Source organism: Akkermansia sp. 54_46 (assembly GCF_001917295.1).
GTDB classification, from domain to species: Bacteria; Verrucomicrobiota; Verrucomicrobiia; order Verrucomicrobiales; family Akkermansiaceae; genus Akkermansia; species Akkermansia muciniphila.
In genome coordinates this window covers 154,908-180,061 of the sequence record NZ_MNUD01000036.1, presented here as the reverse complement: position 1 = coordinate 180,061, position 25,154 = coordinate 154,908, and the positions used below count along the sequence as shown (strand labels likewise).

Annotated in this window: 13 protein-coding genes and 1 tRNA gene; 5 read left to right on the top strand and 9 right to left on the bottom strand. The window is 57.1% G+C overall.

The genetic code is table 11. The annotated features are described in order from the left end of the window. Window positions 1-84 precede the first annotated feature (84 nt). From BHW66_RS11560 to BHW66_RS11540, 5 genes are all read right to left on the bottom strand, one after another. Window positions 85-3,249 carry a UvrD-helicase domain-containing protein gene (locus BHW66_RS11560; protein ID WP_046435791.1) on the bottom strand — a complete coding sequence of 1,055 codons (3,165 nt, stop codon included), beginning with the start codon at window positions 3,247-3,249 and terminating at the stop codon, window positions 85-87. A 1-nt stretch (window position 3,250) separates the two neighbouring features. Beyond that, the gene (locus BHW66_RS11555; protein WP_046435789.1) at window positions 3,251-6,124 is read right to left on the bottom strand and encodes a PD-(D/E)XK nuclease family protein; all 2,874 of its coding nucleotides are present in this window, start codon (window positions 6,122-6,124) and stop codon (window positions 3,251-3,253) included. Window positions 6,125-6,345: 221 nt separating this feature from the next. Next, a complete protein-coding gene (locus BHW66_RS11550) occupies window positions 6,346-6,774 on the bottom strand; it encodes a DMT family transporter (RefSeq protein WP_237970201.1) in 429 nt (142 codons plus the stop codon). Next, entirely contained in the window at window positions 6,753-7,319 is a 567-nt protein-coding gene (locus tag BHW66_RS11545; protein ID WP_219723605.1) for a DMT family transporter, read from the bottom strand. The genes BHW66_RS11550 and BHW66_RS11545 overlap by 22 nt, the downstream gene beginning before the upstream one ends. Before the next feature lie 116 nt (window positions 7,320-7,435). Beyond that, the gene (locus BHW66_RS11540; RefSeq protein WP_046435787.1) at window positions 7,436-8,539 is read right to left on the bottom strand and encodes a site-specific integrase; all 1,104 of its coding nucleotides are present in this window, start codon (window positions 8,537-8,539) and stop codon (window positions 7,436-7,438) included. 185 nt (window positions 8,540-8,724) lie between these two features. On the opposite strand from BHW66_RS11540, the gene BHW66_RS11535 reads away from it, so the two are divergent. The 3 genes from BHW66_RS11535 to BHW66_RS11525 are packed head-to-tail and all read left to right on the top strand — an operon-like array spanning window position 8,725 to window position 14,595. Then, window positions 8,725-11,457: a DNA methyltransferase gene (locus tag BHW66_RS11535; RefSeq protein WP_046435785.1), complete on the top strand. Its 2,733-nt coding sequence runs from the start codon at window positions 8,725-8,727 to the stop codon at window positions 11,455-11,457. Window positions 11,458-11,462: 5 nt separating this feature from the next. Further along, entirely contained in the window at window positions 11,463-13,409 is a 1,947-nt protein-coding gene (locus BHW66_RS11530) for an ATP-dependent helicase (RefSeq protein WP_046435783.1), read from the top strand. After that, window positions 13,402-14,595, top strand: coding sequence for a GIY-YIG nuclease family protein (locus BHW66_RS11525; RefSeq protein ID WP_046435781.1), 1,194 nt, complete (start codon window positions 13,402-13,404; stop codon window positions 14,593-14,595). The genes BHW66_RS11530 and BHW66_RS11525 overlap by 8 nt, the downstream gene beginning before the upstream one ends. Window positions 14,596-14,702: 107 nt before the next feature. Here BHW66_RS11525 and BHW66_RS11520 read toward each other — a convergent pair whose 3' ends face one another. Next, window positions 14,703-21,053, bottom strand: coding sequence for an alpha-2-macroglobulin family protein (locus BHW66_RS11520; RefSeq protein ID WP_286689045.1), 6,351 nt, complete (start codon window positions 21,051-21,053; stop codon window positions 14,703-14,705). A gap of 137 nt (window positions 21,054-21,190) precedes the next feature. Beyond that, entirely contained in the window at window positions 21,191-22,378 is a 1,188-nt protein-coding gene (locus BHW66_RS11515; protein ID WP_286689044.1) for an iron-containing alcohol dehydrogenase, read from the bottom strand. 492 nt (window positions 22,379-22,870) lie between these two features. On the opposite strand from BHW66_RS11515, the gene BHW66_RS11510 reads away from it, so the two are divergent. Both BHW66_RS11510 and BHW66_RS11505 read left to right on the top strand, forming a co-directional pair. Then, window positions 22,871-22,945 (top strand) — tRNA-Arg (locus BHW66_RS11510). A gap of 357 nt (window positions 22,946-23,302) precedes the next feature. Further along, window positions 23,303-23,830, top strand: a complete 528-nt coding sequence (locus BHW66_RS11505) for a methylated-DNA--[protein]-cysteine S-methyltransferase (protein ID WP_343124367.1) — start codon at window positions 23,303-23,305, stop codon at window positions 23,828-23,830. Between the two features lie 160 nt (window positions 23,831-23,990). Here the strand turns inward: BHW66_RS11505 and BHW66_RS11500 are convergent, their stop codons facing one another. Both BHW66_RS11500 and BHW66_RS11495 read right to left on the bottom strand, forming a co-directional pair. Further along, window positions 23,991-24,443, bottom strand: coding sequence for a hypothetical protein (locus BHW66_RS11500; RefSeq protein WP_286689042.1), 453 nt, complete (start codon window positions 24,441-24,443; stop codon window positions 23,991-23,993). Window positions 24,444-24,552: 109 nt separating this feature from the next. Beyond that, window positions 24,553-25,074, bottom strand: coding sequence for a hypothetical protein (locus BHW66_RS11495; RefSeq protein ID WP_012420605.1), 522 nt, complete (start codon window positions 25,072-25,074; stop codon window positions 24,553-24,555). Between the last annotated feature and the right edge of the window lie 80 nt (window positions 25,075-25,154).

Here is a 25,154-nt window from a genome sequence, read left to right as displayed (position 1 = left end):
CCCCTTTCCCATACTGGAAATGAGCAGGAATAGGAGTGAAGCGCGGGAAAATACAGGGAAACGGATTTGTCCGGAAAGAAAGGCTTATTGGATGGGAACGGTTTCCTTTAAGCAAGTGGAAACAATGATGCGCGTTATGCGTTCCAGCGGTATTCCGGTGATTCTGGACACAATGCGGGCATAAGCATTCAATTGGTTTGAGTGGCGCTCGCGCAGTTGTTCCGGGGATTCGGCATGATCCGTCTTGAAGTCCACGATGACGGCGGCTCCGTCATCAAGAATCAGCCTGTCAATGATGCCGGAAATCCAGTTGTTCCCGTCAATGGCTTCAATACGCTGTTCCTTCATGATGCGCGCCGTTTCCGGAGACGTGAAAAGTCCGCGGATGGATGGGATTTCCATACACTCCGCTACGATGCGTTCCGCCTCCGTAGCAGGGTGGAGAGCCCACTCCGGCTTGTTTTCATCATCCCAGCGGGTAATCCGTTCAAACACGGCATGGACGGCGGAACCAAGCGCGGCGGCCTTCCCTGCGCCCGCGTGTTTTTCTCCCCGGAGCGGGGAGGCTTCCTCCGACAGGCCGGAGGGGGATATCCGTTCTCTGGCCAACGGTTTTTGCGTCGGCCATTCCAGCGCGCTTTCCTCCGCGCGTTTGTGTATGATTTCCGGGAATTCCGCGTACCACCCTTCAAGACCGCGGGAGTACAGGCATGACGCTCCGGATTCCGGAAGTATGTCTTCCGTTCCCCGGTTGAGGGACCGGATAGAGGAACGGACCACTTTCCACATGGAATCTGCCGTCTCTTCTCCCTTGTCTTCCCGGTACGGGAGGATAACGTAGGTAGCCCGCTTGGCCCGGGTAAGCGCCACATACAGCTTGCAGAATCCGTCAAATTGCTGTCGGGCGCGCCATTCCCGGTAAAGTTCCCGGAATTGCGGAATTTCTTGATAGATTTCTTTGGGCGGTTTGATGACGATTCCTTCTATTCCACCATCCCTGTTTTTTTTGACGAAGTGAGTCAAATGCGTGGCGTTTGCGAAAGGAGTATCCCTGCCGATCTGGGGCAGGATGACGATGTCAAATCCCAGCCCTTTGGATTTGTGGATGGTCATGATGCGGACAATTCCCGCGGCGGGATCTTCCCGCCGGGTCAGGTCCTCCATGCGCCTGATCCATTCATCCAGGGAAACGCTCTGTTCGTCCACCTGTTCCGCCTCATTCTGCCAGACGGCCAGTCGGTCGCGGTGGAAGTCCGTCAGTTCCGTTCCTCCCCGGAGCAGACGCCGTTCCAGTTCCTCCATGACGGCGGCGTAACCGTCCCGTTCCAGCAGGAAGCGCCATTCTTTCCACTCCATGCTTTCCGGGCATCCCGGCGTGATGAGAGGCCGGAGAGGGGAGTGGGTGAGCAGGCCGACGACAAAGGGATCTCCCGGCATCAGCAGCCAGCGGAAGAAGTACAGCAGGTTTTTCCCCAGCGGAGAGTCCACGCCTACCGGAACGTCGTCACACACTTCTGCGGGGATGCCGTGATCCGTCAGCCATCCCTTGATGACAAGAGCCTGGTTCTTCGTACTGACCAGTATCGCTGTTTCCAGGCCGCGACGCAGGGCTCCTGTACGCTCCAGAATATCAGCCGCCGCCTGGCATACCAGGTCATTGGCAGAGACGTTTTCCGTCTTGGGCGCCTGCCAGATTTGGGAGGCGCCGGGGCGGCCTTCCAGATGGGGGGCGCACCGGTGCTCCGGATATTCCCCCCATTGTTCCAGGGCGGCGGGTTCGCACCCGGGCGCTGTCCGGGCATAGTCGCAAATATCGTTGACCAGATCCAGCACAGGCTGGACGGAGCGGTAGGAAGTGGACATGCCGCGTTGTTCCAGTTGAAGCTGTGAAGAAACGGAGCGGAACAGCTCCGGGTCTCCGCCGCGCCACTGGTACACGCTCTGCTTGATGTCCCCCACCACGAAAATGCTGCCTTCATTTCCGGCCTTGGATTCCGCCAGATCATCCAGGAAAGGCTTGATGACGCGCCATTGGGGCTGGGACGTATCCTGGAATTCATCCAGCATCCAATGGTCGTAACGGCAGTACATGCGGTATTGCAGATCCCGTTTAAGTTCCGGCGTAATGGTGCCCCCTCCCAGCATGCGCGTAACGTCGTGGAACAGGAACCTCCCCCTGTTGCGGACCAGGGAGGAGTATTTGCCCTCAAACAGGAGCATCAGTCCGTGCGTGGCGCGTGTGCGGCGCAGCGTGTGCAGGGCTTCCATGCGCAGCCAGCTTTGGATGAGTTTTTCCAGAGCAGGCGTCCAGAAATCCCGGAATTTTTCCCGCGCCTCTTCCACGGTAATGGCCCAGGGGGAACCTCCCTCTGTGCGGAAGCGCACGCGGCCCAGCCTGGCGTATTGGGAAAATCCGTTCAGGAAGCGCAGGAACAGTTCTTTGTTTTTTACGCCGTTTTTCCCTTCCGGCGCAGGAGTTTGCTGAACCTGGAAAACCAGGGAATGCAGTACGGAGTCAAATTGTTCCAGGGGAACGGGAGGCGCTAGCTCCTCCAGTGTGAAGCCCAGTGTGACGGGGTTTCCCCACATCCCGGCATCCGGCACATCCAGAAAAAGTTCGTGATAGGTGCTCAGGCGGCGCATCATGGAATTCTCCGCGTCCGCGGCTTCCGCGTCAGAATCCGCCCCGGAAAGGAAGGCATCTTCAAAGTCCTTCCTTCGCTCCCTGTTTACGGAGCATTCCCGGTACAGGGAGAGCAGGGCTTCACGGCGCGCCAGTTTCTCCGCCGTGGGGTCAATCATGCTGAAGCCGCTGACTCCCAGTTCAAAGGCGCTGGCGGAGGCAATCTGGGCAAACAGGCTGTCAATGGTGCAGAGGTTGAGCCGCGCCAAATTCTGCACCAGAATGTGCAGTAAATGGAGGAAGCGTTCCCGATGCAGGTTTTCCTCCTTCCATGCCTCCGGAGCGCCGGGCCAGAGACCGGGTTCCCCGTCCGTTCCTTTGATAACCGCCCATAGCCGTTCTTTCAGCCGCGCCGCGCCTGCCTCATCCGTGGCCCCCGCGGCCAGGTCTGTCAGAATGCGGTCCTTGAATTCTCCCGCCGCTTTTCGGGTGAACGTAATGGCGATGAGGCGTTCGGGGTGGTTGCCGCCGTTCAGCGCCAGCAACCCCAGGAAACGCAGGGAGAGCTGGTAGGTTTTTCCCGTTCCGGCGGAAGCGGAGATCAGCATGTTGGTCAGGGGCGGCATCTTAGAAAGGCAGGTGGGGGGTGAGGCGGAGGCCCAAAAGATCCTGCAGGCTTTCCCTCCGGGAAGTCATCAGGTCCTTGAATACGTCATAAGAGGGCGGTGGCCAGCCCAGTTCCTCCGCGGTGATGAGCCCGCGGCCTTCATAAAGAAGCTTCATCAGTTCCACCGCCCAGGAACGGGCGCTGTCCAGCGCGCATTCCTCATATCCGGGCATGGTGTCGTGGAGGGTGTCCCAGGAGGAGATTCCGATATCCATGGGATTGGCGGGAAGGTTGTAATAGGCCGCTGAGGGAGCGCCGCCGTAGGTTTCCGAGGCCCACAGCACATAAACGGGAAGCTGCAGGTCTTTCCAGCGCGCGTGCGCCAGCTTCCCGTTTTTCCGTCGTTTGGTGTAGGGATGCAGGGCTGGGGAAAGCAGGGACAGGGCGTCCGGCCGTCCGAGCGGTTCTAGATGCTTTTTTTCACAGGAGGAGGCCGCTCCGGTTTTGTAGTCAATGACCCGTATGCGCCCGTCCGCATGGCGGTCAATACGGTCAATACGGAATTTCATGGGGAAGCCGCCCAGTGTCCAGTTCTCTACCTGACGCTCAAAGGCAATGCAGGACCATCCTTCCTGAAGGGCCTGCAAGTGCTGAACGGCGTAAACGGAAAGCCTCTGTTCCATGGAGCGTTTTTGCAGCAGCAGGGGCATGAGGGGGGAGGGGCCGTATTGTTTCCGGAAGGTTTGTTCCAGTATTTCCGTGATGGCGGCCTGAAGGGAAGCTGCGTTCATGCCGTCTTTCAGGACGGCGTGTTCCCGGCAGAAGCATTCCAGCACGTCGTGCAGCATGGTGCCCAGTTCATTGGCGGCCATATCTTCTTTGTCCGGCAGGAATTCTTCCTCATTCATGTGCAGAGCCTCCTGCGTCCAGAAACGCATGGGGCAGGACAGGAACCTTTTGAGGACGGAGGGGGAGAAGGGCTTCCCTCTTTCCTTCCACGGGTTTTTGTAGCCGGGCGCCATCGCGCCGATGTCCGCAGCGGTCTTCCAGCCTTCCTCGGGTTGGAGGTGCCAGTTTCCTCGCTGGTAGGGCAGGGGTGCGGGCGCATCGCTGATTTCCTGGAAAAGCAGTTCTACGCGGTGCGGCAGCTCCGCCTCCGGGCAGCGCATGAGCAGGGAGGATGGGGTCAGAGGATCATTCCTGCTGCTGGTCCGGGAGAGAAGGATGGTGAGGCTGCCTTCCCGTTCGCGGGAATGGAGCAGGGCGGTCAGCAGAAAACTGTCCCGGGCTTTCTTCCGGTTAAAGGAATCAATGCCCAGGGTTTCCCGTAGTTCCTCCGGCATGAACTGGTCGGAAACGCCTCCTTCCGGTACGGTCCCTTCGTTTAGTCCCGTGAGAATGAGGTTTTTTTCCGGGCGGAAGTGAACTTCCATCCAGCCCAGGGAATCCAGCGCCGCATGAGCTTTTCTCCTGTTTCTGACGCGCAGCGGCTGGAGGCATTTCATCAGGAGCAGGAGAGCCGTCTCCGGGCTGGAAAACGCGGTGGAGCGCTGTTGCAGACGCATGAGTCCGGAAAGGCAGGAATGGAACATTTCCATGGCTTCCGTCTCCGGGCCATAGATGGCTGCCAGGGCCGGGAACCATTCCATCAGCCGTTCCCCCAGCATTCCCGGTTCCGCCATCCGGTTCCGCCATTCCAGAATGGCCTGGATGGAAGGAAAGGCTTCGGGATAAGCCTCTTTCAGCCTGGAAAGCAGGTATTCTTCCGTTTCCGGAAGGTATTTCTGCTGGATTTTGTCCAGCGCGGCGCAGCAACTCTGCTGATTCCTTATCCCTAGGGAGGCGCAGAGCAGGGAGGAGCGCGCCAGGGAATAGACGGGGCGCGCCGTCCCTTTTTCCTCCAGCGCCCGCTGGAGATTGCGGAGCAGGTCCATGACGCCGCTTCCGGCAAAAGGCTTCCCTTCCGGATTGTGGAGGCCCCAACCGTATTGGCGCAGGGCTGCGTCCAGGGCGACGTTCATGTCAGGATCGCAAACGCCCAGGGCGATGTCCGGCGTTTCTCCTTCCGCTGTGCGGGCGATGATGCGGCACGTTTCTTCAGCCAGCCGTGCCGGATTGGCCGCAATTTTGATTTGGTCGTCGCGGATTTTGATGGGGCGCCGGGACCACTCTTCCGGCAGAGGGCATCCCCAGGAATCAAAGGAGGCGGCTTCTTCCTCCGGCGCGTGGATCCATATCTGGACGGGTACGCCATTGCTTTCCGCATGCCGGAGGGCATGGCGCAGAGGGGCCGGAACCTCCGCTGCGCAGGCCAGAATAATATTTCCACCTGTTTCCCTCAGGGAGTTCAGTAGCCGGGGCGGGGCTTCCGCCTTCATGGAGGTTCTGTTTTCAAGCTTCCAGCTTTCCAGTTGTTGCGTGCATTGTTCTTCCAGCCTTTCCATGTCCGTCCAGCGTTCGTCTCTGCCCGCACAGGCATGGTGGGCCATGATGCAGGAGACGCCCTGGTTCGCCATGGCGTGCCTCAGGTTTTGCAGGCTGCCGGCCATTTCCAGCATGCTGGAAAAATCCTCCGGCATGGGGCGGGGAAACAGGCGGGGATAAAGGCGATGGGGAGAGTCCCCCAGAGCCAGGAGCCACCCGGCCAGTTCTTCCGGAGCGGACGCCGTTTCTTCCTTTTCTTCCATCCGGGGAAACTGGTCTGCCGGAATGACCTGGGGAGCGAAGATTGCCTGTGTACGGGAAATGGAGGCGAGGAATTCCCTCAGCTGCCTCCCGGATTCCCGTGTGGGAACCAGCACCAGATGCCGGTGGAAGTCATTTCCCAGGGAAAGCAGGCGTTCCGCCACGGCCCGGCAGGCCGGTTTGTCCCAGGATAGAAAGAATCGGTTCATGGCAGGGAAGCAGGAATCCCCGGAAAGGGGAAAAGTTGAGGGCTACATGGGAATGCTATATCAGAATGGCTGAATTTCCCATCTATTTTTTCATGATTAACGGGGCGGCGCATAGCGGGCCGTGAGGTGAGCGGGCTTTGGCCGCATGTTGGCGGAGAAGGGAGGAACTTTTTTGCCTTTCCGGTAGGGCGTGGCGGCGGAAATCCGGAGGAATGGCGTGTTTATTGTTCCTGGACGGCCCGTTTTCCCCCGGTTCCGGTGACCAGAAGCACGCCTGTAAAGACCAGCAGGACGGAGAGGACTTTCATCCATCCGAAGTGGTCCATGCCCCACATCACCGCCACGGATGAGGCAATCACCGGCTGGCAGTAATTGTACATGCTGACGGCGGTGGGTTTCAGCCGCTGCTGGGCGAAAGACAGGCAGATATAGCTGACAAAGGTAGCCAGAGCCACCACGTAGGCAATGCCCAGCCATGTTTGTGCGGGGAGGGCGGAATAGTGGATGGACCCCACTTCCCGGAAGGTGAAGGGGAGGCAGACGGCGGCGGCATACGTAAACATCCATTTCAGCAGGGTGACGGGCGAGTATCTGCCAATCAGGTTCTTAAAGAAGACAAAGTAAACGGCTACGCTGCACTGGGAAGCCAGGCAGAGAATGTCCCCCAGCAGGTTGTTGTCTCCCGGGAGGGCCGCCGCATGCCCTCCGCTGCCGGAAACCAGCAGAATGGCTCCGATGGCGCTGGCGCAGACCCCGATGATTTTTTCCCCGTGACCATTTCCCGGAGGACGAACGCCGCCAGAATCATGGTCAATACCGGCGTAATGGTGATGATGATGGCCGCATCCGCCGGGGAAGTGAACCCTACGCCCACCGTGAAAGCCATCTGATTGAAAATGATTCCGAACAGGGAGGCGTAAAACAGGGGCAGGCGGTGCTTCCTCTCTATGGGTTCCCCTGGCACGAAAGCGGAGGCCAGCCAGAACAGGATGGCCGCTCCCAGCAGGCGGAATGTGGCGAGAGAAGCGGAACTTACTTCTCCCTGCTGCATGACCAGTTTACTGACGGGAGACATGAGGCCCCAGATGACGGCCGCCGCTCCCATCGCGATATGTCCTTTCAGCGTTTCTGACGGCATGGTGCGGCCCGCTGCGCGGCGGGCCGCATATTCTCCGCTTCCGCAAGCGGATTGCAAGAGTTTTATGGGTGTTCCCGGCAAAGATAAAAAACGGAAGATGGTTTCTCTGTCCGTCAGATAATTCTGCGCCTGGAATGAATATGGGAGTCAACGCGGCAGGCATGGTTCCGGCTTCAGGCGATGCCGGGAACTGTTCCCTCTTTTTCCGGGGAGCCGGATGAAGAAGGCCCGATGAAGAGAGCGTTGTGGTTTAATTGCCAGAAGGCTGCGGATTCCCGGCGTGAAATCCCCTCCATATTGAGATAACGCGTGCGGAGCAGAGACAGGCTGGAGTGCCCCATGTCCATTTGCAGGGAGGAAAAATCCCTGAATTGCCTGGCGTGGTAGCTGGCGAAGGTGTGGCGGAGCACGTCCGCCTGCCATGGCCTGCCGGTCAGGGCGGAGAAACGCGCCCTGACCTGTCGCCATTTTTGTTTCCAGTTGGCGGGGGTGACGGGCATGTCTGCGGGCCTCCTGACGCGTTTCAGGATGCTGGACAGCGCGGGCTGGAGGCTGACATGGCGCGCCCCGCCCGTTTTGGAGTGTTGCGGCGGGATGGAGATTACCTTGTCTTCCAGGCAGACGTGTTTCCAGCGGAGCCGCTCCACTTCCGCCGGGCGGATTCCCGCAAACAGCATGATGCCTGCCGCCGCCAGACATTCCCCGTGGTGCATGTCCCCGGCCAGGCGCAGCAGCAGGGAGCATGCCTGCACGGGCAGGGCGGCAATGCGGCGTTCCTTGATGACGGGGATATCCACCCCCGCCGTTGGGTTGCGTTCCGCCCAGCCGCGGCGTATGGCGTGGGAGCAGACCGCGCTGAGGGCCGCCCGGCCATTCAGAAAGCGTCGCGGCGTGCGGAAACTGCCGTTGAGCCATTCCCGGCAACTGGCGGCATCCAGCCCGCGCACCTGCCGCCGGGCCAGATCCGGCCTGTCCCGGAGCAGTTTGCCCGTCAGAGTGCGCAGCCCTTTTAAGCTGACTGGGCGCAGACGGTCTTTTTTACTCTCCAGCATATCCTGCGCCGCCTGGGCTACGCTGACGCTTTGTTCCATTTCTTCCAGGTTTTTTGCCCCCAGCAGGATAATGCGGCGCGCTCTTTTCAGGGTTCCCCTGCCTCCGCGCAGGCTTCCCGCGGTTTCCAGAGCCTGCATGCCCAGCATGAAAACTTCCGCCGGGCTGACCTTTCCGCCCGTCAGCAGGGCGCAAACCTGTTCCCATGGTTCCTGATGATGTTCCATACGGGATGAAATAATGGATGTTGGCGCAACATGTGCATCAAGCTCGAAATGTTGAAAATGAAAGGAAAAAAGAATGAGTGGAATGAACAATATTGCTGCTATTTTGTTGGATGGCTTCTGTATATAATTTATAATAAATGCATACGGAAATAAGGTAGCATGTTGCGCCAACATACTCTGAACGGGTGCTGACTCCTCTTCAGATAGAACAGGCCGTTGCGGAAGCATGGGAAACGTGGAAGCATGCGGACGGGGATTCCCTGATTTTTGACTTTCTCCTGGCCTATGGGCTTCCCAAATCCAGCGTCAGCCGCCTGAAAAGCGGCGCCTTAAATGCGGCCGCCCGTCCGGGGGATCTGCTGTGGAAAAAAAAGCTTTTTTACAAAAGGGCGGAGCCGGGGCTGCTGATGAGCGCGGTTGACGCCTGCCGCCGGGATCCGGAGGTATTGAAGTACGCTCCCCGGTTCATCATCGTCTGTGATGGCGGTTCCTGGGCCGCGGCGGACATGAAAACCGGGGAAGCCCTGGAATTCCCCCTGAAGGATCTGCCCCGGCATTATGACTTTTTTCTTCCCTGGGCGGGGCTGGAGAAGACGGTCATCACGCTGGAGAATCCAGCCGACGTTCGCGCCGCGGAGAAGATGGGGAAAATATTTGACTCCCTGAAAAAAGATAACCCGGGGCTGGACAGCCACGCCATGAATGTGTTTATGGCGCGCCTGCTGTTCTGTTTTTTCGCGGAAGACAGCGGAATTTTTGAGGAAGAACGGCTTTTTACGGATTTCATTGAACGCGCTACGGCTTCGGATGGATCCGACCTGCGGGAACAGCTGAAACGGGCATTTGCCGTCATGAATCTTCCGCCGGGCAGCCCGGAACGCGCCGCCGTCCCGGTTTCCGCGGCGCGTTTCCCTTACGTCAACGGCGGCCTGTTCCAGGGGGTGCACGCCGTGCCGCGCTTTTCCTCCCGTTCCCGGAAAGCGCTCATTGACGCGGGGAATCTGGATTGGTCAGACATCAATACGGATATTTTCGGCAACATGTTCCAGGCCTGCGTGGCACCGGACAAACGCTCCTGCCTGGGGGAGCATTACACTTCCGTTCCCAACATCATGAAGGTGCTGCGCCCTTTGTTCCTGGAAGAGCTGGAAAACGCCGCCCGGCAGGCCCGGGGCCATGAAGCCCGGGCCAGGAAGTTTATTGAGAGGCTCAGCAACATCCGTTTTTTTGACCCCGCCTGCGGCTCCGGCAACTTCCTGATTGTGGCGTTCAAAGAAGTGCGCCGGCTGGAAATGGAGGTGCTGGAAAGCGTGCCCGCTCTGCTGCCCATGCCCTCCGTTTCCATCAGCCAGTTTTACGGCATTGAAGTAGATGACTTTGCCCATGAAATCGCCATGCTTTCCCTCTGGCTGGCGGAACACCAGATGAATCAGGAGTTTTTTGAACGCCTGGGCAAACGGGTGCCTACCCTGCCGCTCCGCCCCAATGAGCACATCGTGCTGGGCAACGCCCTGCGCCTAGACTGGGAAACCGTGTGCCCGAAGACGGCTCCCGCTCAGGCTGCGCCCCTTTGGACGGTGGAACCCCTGCTTCAGCGCGCCGCGCCAGACGTCAGAGAGCCGGAGATTTATATCTTCGGCAACCCGCCGTATCTGGGTGGTAAAAAGGAGAATGAAGAGCAAAAACAGGAACAGGAAAATATATTTTCCAAATACGGCAATAATTATCGAGATTTGGATTATGTTTCCTGCTGGTTGATGCTGGCTGCCGAGTATATGCAGCATTCTTCCGCCAGATCGGGGTTTGTGTGTACCAATTCCATCACTCAGGGTACACAGGTGCCGAATTTATGGAAGCCCATCTTGGGATTGGGTGTGGAAATTGGTTTTGCTTACGCATCGTTCAAATGGAGCAACAACGCGAAATATCAGGCAGGGGTTTCTTGTGTGATCCTCGGCCTTTCCCACAGGGATGAATGTCCTGATAAAACGTTTTACCAAGAGAATAAAAAAATGAGCGTTTCTAATATTACGCCTTATTTGACCATCGGGAAAACGGTTTTTGTGGAACAGCGCAATAAATGCCTGAATAAGAATTTTCCCGCTATTCTGATAGGAAATGCTCCGGTAGATGGTGGCCATCTGATTTTGACGGAGACGCAAAAAGATGAATTGGTGGAATTATATCCTGAATCCATATGTCTTATGAAGAAGTATATGGGGGCTGATGAATTGATTAAAGGGAAAAAAAGATATTGTTTATGGATAGAAAATGATCAATATCAATATGCTTTGAGTATTGATAAAGTATGTCAGAGAATAGATGCCGTGAAGTCATTTCGTTTGCAAAGTAAAAAAAATGCAACAAAAAGACAGGCGTTAAATCCTCATCTATTTATGCAACGGACTTATAAACCAACTGAAGCTATCATTATTCCTGGGGTTTCAAGTGAAAAACGAGGGAGAATACCTATGGGTTATGTAAACGATAATGTAATTATCTCTCATCCAGCATATGCTGTTTATGATGCTAAGCCGTGGGTATTTGGCATTCTATCATCTAAAATGCATATGGTGTGGGCATTAATGACTTGTGGACGTTTAGGGACAGGACTTCGTTATTCCGCCACGCTTTGCTACAACACTTTTCCATTGAGGGAACTGACGGAGGGAGAAAAGGCGCGGGTGACGGAAGCGGCGCTGAGGGTACTGGACGCGCGGGAGGCGCATCCGGAAAAGACGCCGGCGGAGTTGTATGATCCGGACAGGATGCCGGAGAACCTGAGGAAGGCGCATGACCGGCTGGATGCGGAGGTGGACCGGCTTTACCGGGTGAAGGGCTTTAAGGATGACGGGGAACGGCTGGAATGCCTGTTTGAGCTGTACCGGGAAATGACGCAGGGGCAACAAACGGAATAAGAAACATGAACATGATGCAGGTCAACTACGGGGCCACGGGGACCAGCACGGCGGTGGACGCGCTGGGGATGCGCGATATGCAGGCGCGCGCGTACGCCAAAAGGCGTGAGCGGTATCTGCTGCTAAAGGCGCCGCCGGCATCCGGCAAGAGCCGTGCGCTGATGTATCTGGCTCTGGATAAGCTGGAACGGCAGGGGCTGCGCAAGGTGATTGTGGCTGTGCCGGAACGGACGATTGGCGGTTCTTTCGCGCCCGTACGGCTGACGGAAAGCGGATTTTTCGCGGACTGGACGCCGGACTTGCGCTACAACCTGTGCACGCCCGGAGCGGATGCCGGCAAGGTGGCCCGTTTTGTGGAGTTTATGGAGAGCGAGGCCCGCATCCTGATTTGCACGCATGCCACGCTACGCTTCGCGTTTGAAAAGCTGGCTACGGAAGCGTTCAGCGGCTGCCTGCTGGGGATAGATGAATTTCACCATGTGTCCGCGGACCGTGAAAGCAGCCGGCTGGGCGCTCTTCTGCATGACGTGATGAGGGAAACGGACGCCCATGTGCTGGCCATGACGGGCTCCTACTTCCGCGGGGACAATGTGCCCATTCTGCTGCCGGAAGATGAAGCCAGGTTCAGCCGGGTAGTGTATACGTATTATGACCAGCTGAACGGGTACAGGCATTTGAAATCCCTGGGGATAGGCTATCATTTTTACCAGGGCCGTTATCTGGACGCCCTGCCGGAGGTTCTGGATACGGACAGGAAGACCATCCTGCACATTCCCCATGTGAACAGCGGGGAATCCACCAAAGAAAAGTATGATGAAGTAGGCCATATTCTGGATATCATGGGCACGGTGGAGGGAGAAGACCCGGAGAATGGCCTCCTTTACGTGCGCCGCCGCGCGGACGGGCGCGTGCTGAAAGTGGCGGATTTGGTGAATGATGAGGCCGCCCACCGCAACAGGCTGGTGGCTTATCTGCGTAAAGTGAAACAGAAGGATGAACTGGATATTATCATTGCCCTGGGCATGGCCAAGGAAGGCTTTGACTGGCCCTGGTGCGAACATGCCCTGACGGTGGGTTACCGGGGGTCTTTGACGGAGATCATCCAGATTATCGGCCGCGCCACGCGCGACTGCCCGGGCAAGACCCATGCCCAGTTCACCAATCTGGTGGCCGCCCCGGCGGCGAAGGATGAGGAAGTGACGCTGGCGGTGAATAATATGTTGAAAGCGGTGACGGCCTCCCTGCTGATGGAGCAGGTGCTGACCCCGGAATTCAAATTCCGGGCCCGTGCGGAGAGCGAGGACGAACGCAGGCCGGGGACGATTCACATCCGCGGATTCAAAGAACCGGGCACCGGGCGTGTGAGGGATATCGTGGAGAATGACCTGGCGGATTTGAAAGCCCGCATCATGCAGGATGATACGGTCAGAAAGCTGATTGCCCATCCGGATGCGGACCCCCGCATCGTCAATAAGGTGCTGGTGCCTAAAATCATTGCGGAACGCTATCCCGGATTGACGGAAGAGGAACGGGAAGAAGTGCGTCAGGCCGTGGTGACGGATTGCGCCATCAGGAGCGGGGAAATCAGGGAAGAGAAGGATTCCGTGAGCGGTCAGAGCCGGGAATTTATTAAGATGGGTGAAAAATTTGTTAATGTTAATGATTTGGATATCAACCTGATAGACGGAATTAATCCCTTCCGCGGGGCATTTGAGATTATGTCCAAGCAACTGACAGCCCCCGTTTTGCGGCTGATACGGGATGCCATTGCGGAAACGCGCATCACCCTGGGGCTGCAAGAGGCCGTTCTGCTGTGGGAATCTGTGCTGGCTTTCAACAAGGCGCGCGGCAGGGAACCTGACCCGAACGCGGAGGATGCCAATGAAGCCACTTTGGGGCAGGCCCTGGTGCTGATACGCAGGGAAAAACGGAGGAGGGCGCGGCATGGATAAGGAAGCGCTGGAAAGAAGGCTTGCTGCCATTTTTGAGGAGGCGGAGGAAGCCGGGATCCACCTGGACAGCAAGCCGGAGCGAGTCCCTGTGAGCAGGGGGGACAGGCTGGCGGAGTCTTTTGAGGAGATCTCCCGTTTTGTGGATGAATGCGGGAGGGAACCGGTCAAGGGGCTATCCATGAATGAACGCAGGCTGGCCGCCCGGCTGGAACAAATCCGTCAGGATCCCGTCAGGGCGGCCCAGCTGCGCCCCATTGACCGGCACGGGCTGCTGCCCCAGCCGCCTGCCACGGTGGAGGAGGTGTTCCATGATAAGAGCATGGAGGCTCTGCTGGAGGATGAAGACGCTGCGGATATTTTTGACGTGAGCGCTCTGCCCCGGCGGGAGCTGCCGGAATATATTGCCAAACGCGTGCCATGCCGGAATTTTGAGCTGTTCCGGGAACTTTTTGCGCGGTGCCAGCGTGAACTGAATGAGGGTAAACGCCATACTTCACGTGTGGCCAATGGGCAGAAAAATGTGCTGGAACAGGGAAATTTTGTTCTGTTGAAAGGGATGCTGGCCTATATAGCCGATAAGGGAGAGACTACGTATAACCGCCGCAAAGAACGGAATAACCGTTTGCGCGTGATTTTTGAAAATGGAACGGAGGCCGATCTGCTGATGCGCTCCCTGTTTTGTGCCTTGTATGACGGCGGCCGCCTGGTCAGCGAGCCGGATGAAACGGAATTGAAGCTGGAAGGCCCCGTAAATGAAGATGACTGCCTTACCGGCTGCGTGTATGTGCTGAAATCCGCCAGCAGGCTCCCGGAAGTGCGGGCCATTCCTCATCTGTACAAAATAGGGGTAAGTTCCGTGCCTCTGGAAGAACGTATTGCCCATGCTCGCCATGAGGCGACGTATCTGATGGCGGATGTCATTCCCGTGAGGAAGTGGGATTGTTACAATCTGGATGCCCGCAAGGCGGAAAACCTGCTTCACCATTTCTTTGCCGCCGCCTGCCTGGATTTGGAAATCAGGGATGGGAGCGGGCGGCTGTGTCGTCCGCGGGAATGGTTTTCCGTTCCTCTGGGGATTATTGAACAGGTGATTCCTCTGTTGCTGGACGGCAGCATTATTCATTACCGGTATGATCCGGAGTCCATGACGTTGGAAAAACGGGCGGGAGACGGAAAAGGAAGGTGAGGGGGAAGGCAGACAGGCCGCTCTTCACCTGACCGGCCTGCTTCCAGAGGCGCCCGGCGGAATATCCGCCGGGGCCATCATGGAATGACGGATATTTCCAGAAGGTCTTATGGCATGGAGATGCCGATTTTGTGTTCCCGGCTGTTGCCGCGGAGTTCCGGGGCGTACATGGCCTCAATGACGGCCGGAAGGGCGCTGAAGCGTCCCGGACGTTCCGCGCGCAGGCGGTGGCTGATCTGGTACTGGCCCATGGGAAGGGAGGAAAGGAAGAGGCGTATTTCCTCATCCCCTATTTCCCTGTAGCCGAAGACGGTTCCCAGCCGGGCGTAGCCGCTGGCGGTTTCCCGGGATTCGCAGCCTGCGGGCTTGGGGTCCAGGAGCATGAGGTATTCCACGTCGTTCTTCGTTTTCACGGTCATCACCACTTCAATGATGTCGCCGCTGGCAATGACGTCCCCGTTTTTCAACAGCGTGCGCCGTGTCAGGTCTCTGCCCTGGGAGACGAGCTCCCCTGCATCCGTCTGGGTGTCCTTCACGGAACCGTCTTTCACCGTTTCCTTCCGGATGCGGTAGTAGGAGCGTTCCACGGTGACGGCATTCCCCGCGGCGGGAATGGGATCTTCCAGGGAGAAGTAGCTGAGGGTGGCATTGGCATAAATGTTCCCTCTGCCCTTTTTCCTGCGGATGGTGATGACATGGCTGCCGTCCGTCAGGTCTTTCCCGCTCATGCGGAAGGCGTTGTCAAAGGTGAACAGGGTTTCTTTCGTACTGGCGATTGTTTTAACCGGAACGCCGTCGTACAGGATTTCCGCTTCCATGTCCTCCATGCCTTCCCTGGTCTGGAGAAGGTAGGCGGACAAGGCTTCCAGACAATCCGCCGTATCTTTGGTGGAGTCCCAGTAGGAACCGTTGGCGCGGTTGTCGAGCAGCCATTTTGCCAGGCGCGCCGTGACGGGATTGCCGGGGGCGCTCTTGGCCATCAGTTTCAGGTAGGCCGCCTGCGTGGCTGCGCTGCTGCCGTACCAGCGCCACCAGTATCCTGCATTGGGAAGGCGCAGCCAGGCGGTTTGCAGGGAATCGTCCTGCTGGAGGAATTGGGAGATGACGGGCATTATCTTGTTGAAGTCGTCCATGCGGTGGGCGTCCAGCAGGATTTCCGCCAGTTGAATCTGGCTGATGACGGGAAGTTCCAGCCTGTCACGGAACAGGTAGCGTTCCATAGGCAGGTTTTTCACGCCGCATTCCGCCAGGACGGAGTAGACCAGGGTATCCGTCGCGGAGGCCGTCAGGCGGTAATTCCCCAGTTTGCGGAGAGCTTCCTTCTTTTCAGGTCCGTCCGGCAGTTGTTCCAGTTTCCGGAATTTGTCTCCTTGTTCAAGAAGAGCTGTCTGGCGTTCCTGATAGTTTTTCAGCCAGCGGACAGCTCCGGAAATCATGCCTTCCGGCACGTTGACCGTGTTTGAAGCAATTTTCAGGCCGTGAGCCACGTGGGCCGTCATGACGGGATCTCCCTCTTCCGCCCCTCCGAACCATCCCCAGGAGCCGTTGGAGAGCTGTTTTTCCCGGAGGGAGGAGATTCCCCTGGCAGCCATCTTTTTCAGCGCGGCTTCATCATAAACGGGGTTGCGTTCCAGTTTTTTCATGACGCTGTCATGGAAGGCCTTGTTCTTGATGTCCCGGGGATTCAGGCTGCGATGGCTTTTCAGCGCCGCTCCGGGATTCAGGCCGAGTTGCTTGAGCGTGTCCGTCACGACGAGGGCGGGGAGGAAGCGGTTGAGCGTCTGTTCCACGCAGCCATAGGGGTATTCCGCCAGATAGGGCAGGGCCTCCACCATGCTGAGGGCGATGCTGGGGGAGACCTTGACGACCAGTTCGCTTTCCTCCCTGCGCCGCTGCTGCGGCAGGGAAATGGAAAGTGTCTTTTCCTGTTCTCCGGAGAGCACTGCGGCGCTTTCCGCGTGGAGCTGCTTCATGCCGTGCACCAGTACGGGGAAGTTCATCTGCATGGCGTCTCCGGTAGAGCCAGCCGACGCTTCCATGGCGACGGCGGCGGTTCCCTCCCTGACGGCGGCAGCCCACCAGTTGACGACTGCCTGCCCCTGGGCAGGAACGTCCACTTCCCGCACGGCGGAATTATCCGTATCTGCGGAAAGCCCCTTCACGGCCGGATCGTCAGCCGGGAGAAGTTCCAGGCACCCGTCTTTCAGGGAAATGGAAACGCGGGCGCGGACAGCCTTTCCCGTCCGGTTGCGGACCAGGGCGCTGAGCATCACGATGTCTTTTTCCACAAAGAAGCGCGGGGCCTGCATGCTGACCATGAAGTCCTTCGTGGTCAGGAATTCTGCGGAAGCCTGCCCAACCTGCAATCCGGGGGTGATGACCCAGGCTGAGGCCTTCCATGTGGTCAGGTTGTCCGGCATTTCCACGGGTACGGCAACGTTTCCTTCTTCATCCGTTTTGAGCGTGCCGCACCACTTGATGCAGTCCGCAAAATTGGTGCGCAGTTGAATGTGCGGGGAACCGTTTTCCTGTGCGTCCGCATTTCCCTGTCCGTTTGCAAGGGACTCGCTTTCTGCACTTTCTTTGTCCGCGGCCATGGCCATGACCGGAACGGCGGCGGGGGCGGCCGCTCCTGTAGCCAATGCGCGGCTTGCGGCAGCATCTGCACCGGAATCGAACACTGCCTCCGCAAAGCCGTTAACGATCCCTTTGGCCTTTCTCGCCATAGGTCCGTAATTTCTGTAGAGCAGGGATTGGAAAGAGGGCTGGCCCGGACCGCGATCCTGCTGCGTGCCGGAAGCCGTCATTTTTTTCAGGCTGAGGAAGCCGGTTTCGTTCAGTCTGCCCCATACGGTTTTGGAGATGTCCGTAATATTGGGGCGTGCGATGTATTCCAGAGCCTTGTCATAAACGGCCAGGGCGACGATGCCGTTACTGACGGGTTTGCCGTCAGGCCCCTTGACCTGAATGGTGACGTTGCCTTGTTCACCGGGCCGGTATTGGGATTTGCCCGGCACTATGGAAGGAGCCAGAAGCTGTCCGGCGGGCGGAATCAGAAGTTCGGCGGAAGCCTCATGAAGTTCTCCGTTTCTGACGGTGAAGGCGTTGACTCCCATATTGGGCATATCTTCCCGGGTCAGGCGGCATTCCACAAGGGCTGTCTGCCGGTCCAGGGAAACCAGACGGCGGGATTCGTTTTTCCAGGAGTTGCGCAGGAAGGTCCAGACGCGGGCGTCCGGATAATCAGAGGTGACGAGCAGCCTGGCCGTATCTCCCGGAGCGTATTCCTTTTTGTCCGGATGGATGGAAAGAGGATTGATTTTAAAAGGATTCTGTTTGCCCTTGCCGTAGGAAAGGAACTGGAAGGATTCTTCCACCTTGTTGCCGTGCCCGTCCTCCAGGGTTGTGGAAAGGGCATACAGGCCGGATTCCCCGGTCTGGAAGGACAGGGAGGCTTCCCCATCTTTCCCGGTGGCGATATCCCAGGTTTCCAGCGTTTCCCGTCTGCCGTCCGCACGGATATGCTGCAGGACGCAGGTTCCCCTAGCATGGGCAATTTTGGCGCCATCCGCCGTGGCTGCGGTAATGGATGCCCGGACCGGCGTTCCGGCGGGGGCATAGCCGCAGTTCAGGGTGGTGAAGATATTAAACGGACGGAAAGTGGCAATGACCTGTCCGGAAGCGGAAACTTCCCGCAGGGAGGCGTCCGTCACGCTGACGGAAACGCGGTAGGTGACGTTGCTGGAGGGGAAATCCCGGGCATCCTGCGCCGTGGGTAATTCTACGGATGCTTTTCCGTCCTTGTCCAGCGGCACCGTCTTTTCCAGGACGGTCAGAGGCGCATCCGGGAAAAAGGGAATGTAGTACGGGCTGAAAGACCTGTCGTACAGCCAGCTCCATTTCCAGTAAGGCGTCCAGATGTTCGCCCCCAGCGTCCGGGTGATGGTGATGGTTGCCTTCCCCCCGCTTACGGGGCCGCCCGCGTAATAATCCGCCTGAATGGCGACGGGAATGGGTTGTCCCAGCCGGATAGGTTTGGCGGGGGCATCCATTCTGACGGAGAATTCCGGCTTTTTATACTCTTCCATCCGGAAAAGGGGGGCATACAGCCGGAAATCCGGATCTGCGGAGTCATGCAGTTTCAGCTTGGCCCCATACTGGCCCAGCGGGGCGTCCGCAGGAATGAGCAGTTCCAGTTCAAAGCTGCCTGTGGAATCCGTCGTGACGGTCTTTGGAGGGAAAATGCTCTCATCCCCTGTTGGAGAGGCAATGGTCAGCGTCAGTTTTTTTCCGGCGCAGTCTTTTGTTCCGGGATTCGCGATGTCCGGGCGGAAGAGGACGCCTTTGAAACGGGCCGTCTGTCCGGGGCGGTACACGGGCTGGCTTTCCAGGAAAAAGCAGGAATAGGAGTCGGAGGCCTTGTTGGCCGTATCCATGAGGTAATTGCCGGATTCCCAGCCGTAGTCAGATATTCCCGCCAGCACATAACTGTCCCCCTTGGAAGCGATGCCCAGGAACATGTTGTAGGGAGGGGCGCTGGAATGGCGGTGAGGGATTGTTTCTATCATGGCTCCGTCCTTGTCCGTGATTCCCTTTACCTGGCGTTTTTGGAGCGTTTTATCCTGCCGGTAGCGGAGGAGCCGCAGGCTGCCTCCTTCCACGGGCATTCCCGTTCCGGCGTCCGCCAGGAACCAGAGATTGCCTTCCGGAACGGAACGGCGTACCAGCACCATGTCTGACAGAGTAAGAAAGCGATGGAACCGGTAGCCGTTTTCCAGTGTGACGGTGAGCAGGTACCAGCCGGGTTTGCGGGTGGGTACGGGAATGTGAGCGATGTGGTTCAGGTACCGGTTCCCGGGAGTCAGGGTTATCTCATCCCCCTTGATTTCCTCCCCCAGATAGCGGGCATAGGATGAGTCATGCAACAGGCTGAAGAGCAGGTTCCCCAGGTTGGAATACCTGTCTTTGTAAGCTTTTCCCAGCGTTTTGGAGGTTTGGACCTTGTCCATGCGTTCTTCCTGCCACCGTTTCATATCCACGGGGCGGACCGCTACGCAGGCCCGGGAAGCGTTGCGGTAGGAGAAGGAAACAGTCACCGGTTCTCCCGCCAGCAGCGTTCTTTTATCCGTATCAAATGTTCCGTTGGGTTCCGTGATGGAGGCGATGCGTTTCTTCAGATTGTCCGCCACGTCCAGAAATTCCTCCTTGTCCTTTTTGTTCCAGGATTGTGCGTTCCAGGTTTGAAGGATTTTTCCTAAAAACTGAGCGGCAGCGGGCCTTTGGTTGCGGGCCAGGAATTCGTCCGCTGCCAGATTGGCGGCGTTAACGTAGTAATCCGGCTCCGGCGTTATTCGGACGGCGGAAGCAATCCGGATGAAGTCATAATCCGGGGGAAGGTTGGTGAGCAGGAATTTACCGTTGCCCGTCCGGTCGGTTTTAACGATGGTCTGGTCCGTTTTTAATTCCGCCGGGTTGATGCCCGCCACCATGCCCGCGTTGCCGGGGCCGTACACGAATTCTTGGTCCGGCGCCGTATTGGCATAAGAGAACAGCCGGCGGCACCAGGAGGCGGTGAAATAATTGACCTGGTTGGCCAGTTCCGGATTCACCTGAATGGCGGCGTCCAGCAGCCAGCGCATGCGTTCCCCGTCGTTTTTAGCTGTTTCCCAGGAGGAAGAGGCATGGTAAAAGATAACTTCCGGCTTTCCTGTTCTGGCATTGACCATGACGGGAACGGTGGCGACGTTTCGAAAAGGGGATGCTTCCTCTCTGGAGACGTAATCCGGCAATTCCTTCAGGTTGGTCAGGTTCCCCAGGGCTGCGTAAGACTGGAAGGCGGAAAGGGGAGCGTAGCGGTTTCCTTTGACCGGCAACGCCTGTGCCGTGATGAAGCGCAGTTGTCCCAGAAGTTTCATGTTGTTGCCCTTCTCCGCAAGCTGCATGGCTTTGACAAGGCACCGCAGGGCTTCCACACGGTCCCTTGCTTCTCCGGAATATTCTCCATCCCATGGCCCGGTACCGCGGATATAGGCGCCGTCCACCAGTTTGAACGTATGGCAGGCACTCTGGTACAGGAGTGCGGCGTCCCTCAGGAAATGGGGATTGGCGCCGTGGCGCTTCATCTGTTCCTGCAGAATGGAATCCAGATTGATGGAATCATCCAGGGCATTGAGACGGGTAAGAGCCTGGTAGTAAAGAAGCAGATCTGTCCCGCTGTATTGGTCGTCATATTCATGGAGTTGTTTCAGGGCCTGTTCCGCCGCTTTCTTGAACAGCCTTTTGCCCAGAAGCTTTTCAAGGTTTTCAACAGCTTGCTTCCTTTGCTGCGGGGAAACAGGGGAATTTTTACCCTCCGCAAGGGCACGTTGTTGCGGAGGGGTGGATGCGTCCGCCGGGGACGGCATTCCAGAGGCCAGCAATCCTGCCGCCAGAAAAAGAGCGGAAAAGAATCTGTTCATTCCGCCAGACTACTTCCAAGTAAAATCTTTGGCAAGTTGCAAGTAGGCTGCGGGAAAAGGGAGATTGTCTTAACGCTGTCAACAAGGCCGGGAGTGAGTGAAGGGGTATTCCATGATCAGACGTTTTTCCCCTTTCGTCATGCGTGCTGCATATTACTGCAACCCAGTCGGTAGATGGCCTGGATGTCCCGGACATCCAGCTTTTCCAGTCCGCCGACGGGGCCGCGCACACTGACGGCCTGTTCCGCCATCAGGGGGAAATCCCCGGGAAGGATGTTCAGTTCTTCCATAGTCGTCGGAAGCCCTAATTCCCGGTAAAAACGTTCCAGGCGGGAAATACCTTCCCAGATGATGGCTGACGGTTCCCGGAAGGAACCTTCCACTCCCATCACATTGACGGCGAACTGCACGAATATTTCCTGGTGTTTGGGGGAAACATACTTCATCCAGGCCGGGGTGACGACGGCCAGGCCTGCTCCGTGGTCCACATGGTACAGTGCGCTCAATTCGTGTTCCATGGCGTGGCAGCCCCAGTCCTGTTCGCGGCCTACCCCCAACAGGTTGTTGTGGGCGATGTTGCCGGAAAACGCGATTTCCGCCCAGGCGTTGTAATCATTCAGATTCCTGTTCAGGATGCGGGCGTTTTTCATGATGGTGCGCAGGGTGGCCTCACAAAGGCTGTCGGAAAGGTCCGTATGCAGGGTTTTGGTGAAATAGCGCTCAAAAATGTGGCTCATCATGTCGCTGACGCCATTGGACATCTGGCGGTGCGGGAGCGTAAAGAACAATTCCGGGTTGATAATGCTGAATACGGGGCGCAGTTTGGGGGAACCGTACCCCAGTTTTCTTCTGGTCTCTTCATTGGTGATGACCGTATTCGGGCTGCTCTCGCTGCCCGCGGCGGGAATGGTCAGCACGGTTGCGACGGGCAGAGGGTCGGACTGAGGCTGTTTTTTGGAAAGGTATAGTTCCCATACGTCCCCTTCATGGGGAACGCCCAGCGCAATCGCTTTGGCGGAGTCAATCACGCTGCCTCCTCCCACGGCCAGCACGAGGCCCAGGCCGTGTTCCCGGCAGAGGCGGATGCCTTCATACACCAGGGGCAGCGTAGGGTTTGCCTGGACGCCTCCCAGTTCTTCATACTCCACGCCGGCGGTTTTTAAGGATGCCGTGACGGCATCGTAAAGACCGGAACGTCTGATGCTGCCGCTACCGTAATGAAGCAGGATTTTTTTGCCTAACGGCTTGAGAAGGGTTCCCGTTTCATGGTGGGTGCCTTTTCCGAAAATAAGAGTGGTTTTGTTATCGTAAACGAAGTTGAGCATGGCGGGAATGATACGGCAACGCTACGGTCCTTCCGCCCCCTTCTCAAGATTTTTGTATGGCCTGTTCCCCTTTCCAGGGGGGATGCTGTTCCGGAGGATATTCTCTCATGCAGGGGTTCTGTTCTTCTCTGTTTTTTCATCATTGGCACATCTGGACGGAGCTTTCTGGAGGATTGTTTTCTTTCCGTTGTTTTTTTGCGATAAGATTCAGCGGAAATGACTCCCTGCGGGAGTGGCGGAGCCTTCCGGCCCCGAGGGGCCAGCGGAAGACGGTTATTTCATTATTCTGGGCCGCTTCCGGCAGGTAATCGGAGCAATGGTCGTATTCGGCCAGGGATGCGCGGAGAAAGGCGGGGAAACGGGAAGTTGCAGAAATCCGTAAAAATTATCCTGGTGAATACTGTTCAAAATCACGATGCATGGCATACTCCTCCTGCTTTTTGCTTGAGCGCGGAGGCCTTCCCGTTTATTGTCATGCACGGGCCATGTCCGGTCCCCGTAGTTCAATGGATAGAACGGGTCTCTCCTAAAGACTAGATGCAGGTTCGATTCCTGCCGGGGACGCCACCCAATATTATTCAGGGCTTTGCATCAGCATTAAAAACGCAGGGATTTTGCCTCTCTTGTGCGAGGTATCGTCATGGTTGATTGAATGGGGAATGATTCAAGGGAAAAGCAGGTATCCGGATTATCGGTGTCCGGCCGGAGAGGGCGAATAACTTGGGATTCATGTCCGATTGGAAACAAAAAGCAAATGCGGAAGAAAGATTGCAGACAGCAAGGAAATGTGCTAAAGGCTGCCGGAGAAGAGCCTTTGGGGCGGAACATTGTGCTTCGGGACATGAACAGGCAGGCATGGAGCAATGTTTCCCAGCCGTACAGGGGATGGATGAAAGAGCGTTATGCAATAACAAGGACAAGAAGATGGAGGCAATTAAAATAATCCGTTATCTGTCGCCCGTTGGAGAAATGATGATTGGCTCATATGGCGGCAGTCTTTGCATTTGCGACTGGGCAAAGGAAAAACGCCGCGGCACGATAGACCGCCGCATTTGCCGGCATCTCAACGCTGAATATGAAGAAGGAACTTCCGAGGTTATTGAACAGGTGGTAAGCCAGCTCCGTGAATATTTCCAGGGGGAACGCAGAGACTTTGATATACCCATTGTATTTACCGGATCGGAATTTCAAAACTCAGTCTGGCATGAACTGATGAAAGTTCCTTACGGTTCCACCATTTCTTATGCAGAGCTGGCGCGCCGCATTCATCATCCGAGGGCTGTCCGGGCTGTAGCGTCCGCTAATGCCGCCAACCCCATCTCCATTTTCGTGCCCTGCCACCGCGTCATTGGCAGCAATCAGAAACTGACAGGTTATGGCGGGGGGCTTGATGCGAAACGGGAATTGCTTGCCCTGGAGGCGCGGGTAAGCGGAAGTGTGCTGGCCTTATGACCCGTGATGTGAGGAAGACAGGCAAGGACGTGTCAGGTAAGGCTGTTTTGGGAGGCTGCTCTTCCGGGGCAGCCCGGCAGGGGGGGCGTTAAGAAGCTTCCGCGGTTGCGGCTGAATTTCCGGCTGTCTTCGTTTGAATGGAGGTGCCTTGTGAGGCACTTCACCATTTGAGGAGGGTATTTCCTCCCTGGGCGAATCCGGAGAGCAGGGTGCCCATTGCTGAGGTTTTCTGGGCTCTCGCATTGGAGTGGCCCATGTATTGCTCCGTGTTGGCGCGGTTGTACAGGGATTGGGCGTTCCTCATGGCTTCCGCCGCTTCATCCTGAATCCTGGTTTGCAGACGCGTCGCCAAAGCCTGTTCCCTGATTGGAACGGAGCCTTCCCGGAGCAGGGAAGATTGGGCGGCGTTCAGTCGGGCTTCTCCCATTTGGCGCGCAGCGTCCTGCTGCATGCGTTTGGCATTTTCCATCCCTGTCTGTTTTTGGAGGTCTGCCTCGTTTCTGAGGGTGGCGGCATTTGCGTCCGCCGCCTGTCTGGTGGCTTCCGCGCTTTTTTTCTGTGCAGACGCGGATGCCGCACCTGCTGCCGCTGAAGTAGCGGCCAGTGTTATCATTCCCAATGATGCTGGATCAAATCCCATGCGCGCATTCTGATATGAAAAACGGTTCAGGCGCAAAACGCCTGAACCGTTTGACATGAATCAGGGTTTGGCACAGAAGGGGTTACTCAATCACGATGCTTTCAATGTTCAGCACCGGATGTTCTGGAGTGGAGTGGGGATCAATGGTTCCGGTAATGATGACGGCGTCTTGTTCTTTCAGCCCGTTCACACCTTTGGCGGAGTGCTTGATGGGCTGCCCCTGTTCATCCACGAACTGGACGGTCATCGTGTTATTTTTCCGTATTTCCACCGGTACCGTACCGGCGGCCCAGACTCCCTTCTCCTTCATATTGACCAGGAGCTGAGCCGGGTCTCCGATGGTGAAGGAAGCAATGTTTTTTGAAAAGACGGGGTCATCTCCGATTACCGCTCCCTTGACGGTGACTTTGTCGCCCGGAGCCGCTTTTCTGGCATCTGAAACGACCAGAGCGCGTGGCAGGCCAACCATATTTTCCGCGAATCTTACGGCCATCTTCTGGGTAACGTTCTGGTCGGAAGTGAGGGCGTTTACAGTTTCCTTGGGATTGCAGCCCATCAGGGAAACTGCGGCCATTGTCAGAATGATCAAGTGTGTGGTGCGCATGGAAACTCCTTTCTGTTGAAAGGTTGGATTCCTTTTCCCCTTCTGCCGTTCATCATTCCGTGTAAGGAAAAGAATATTTT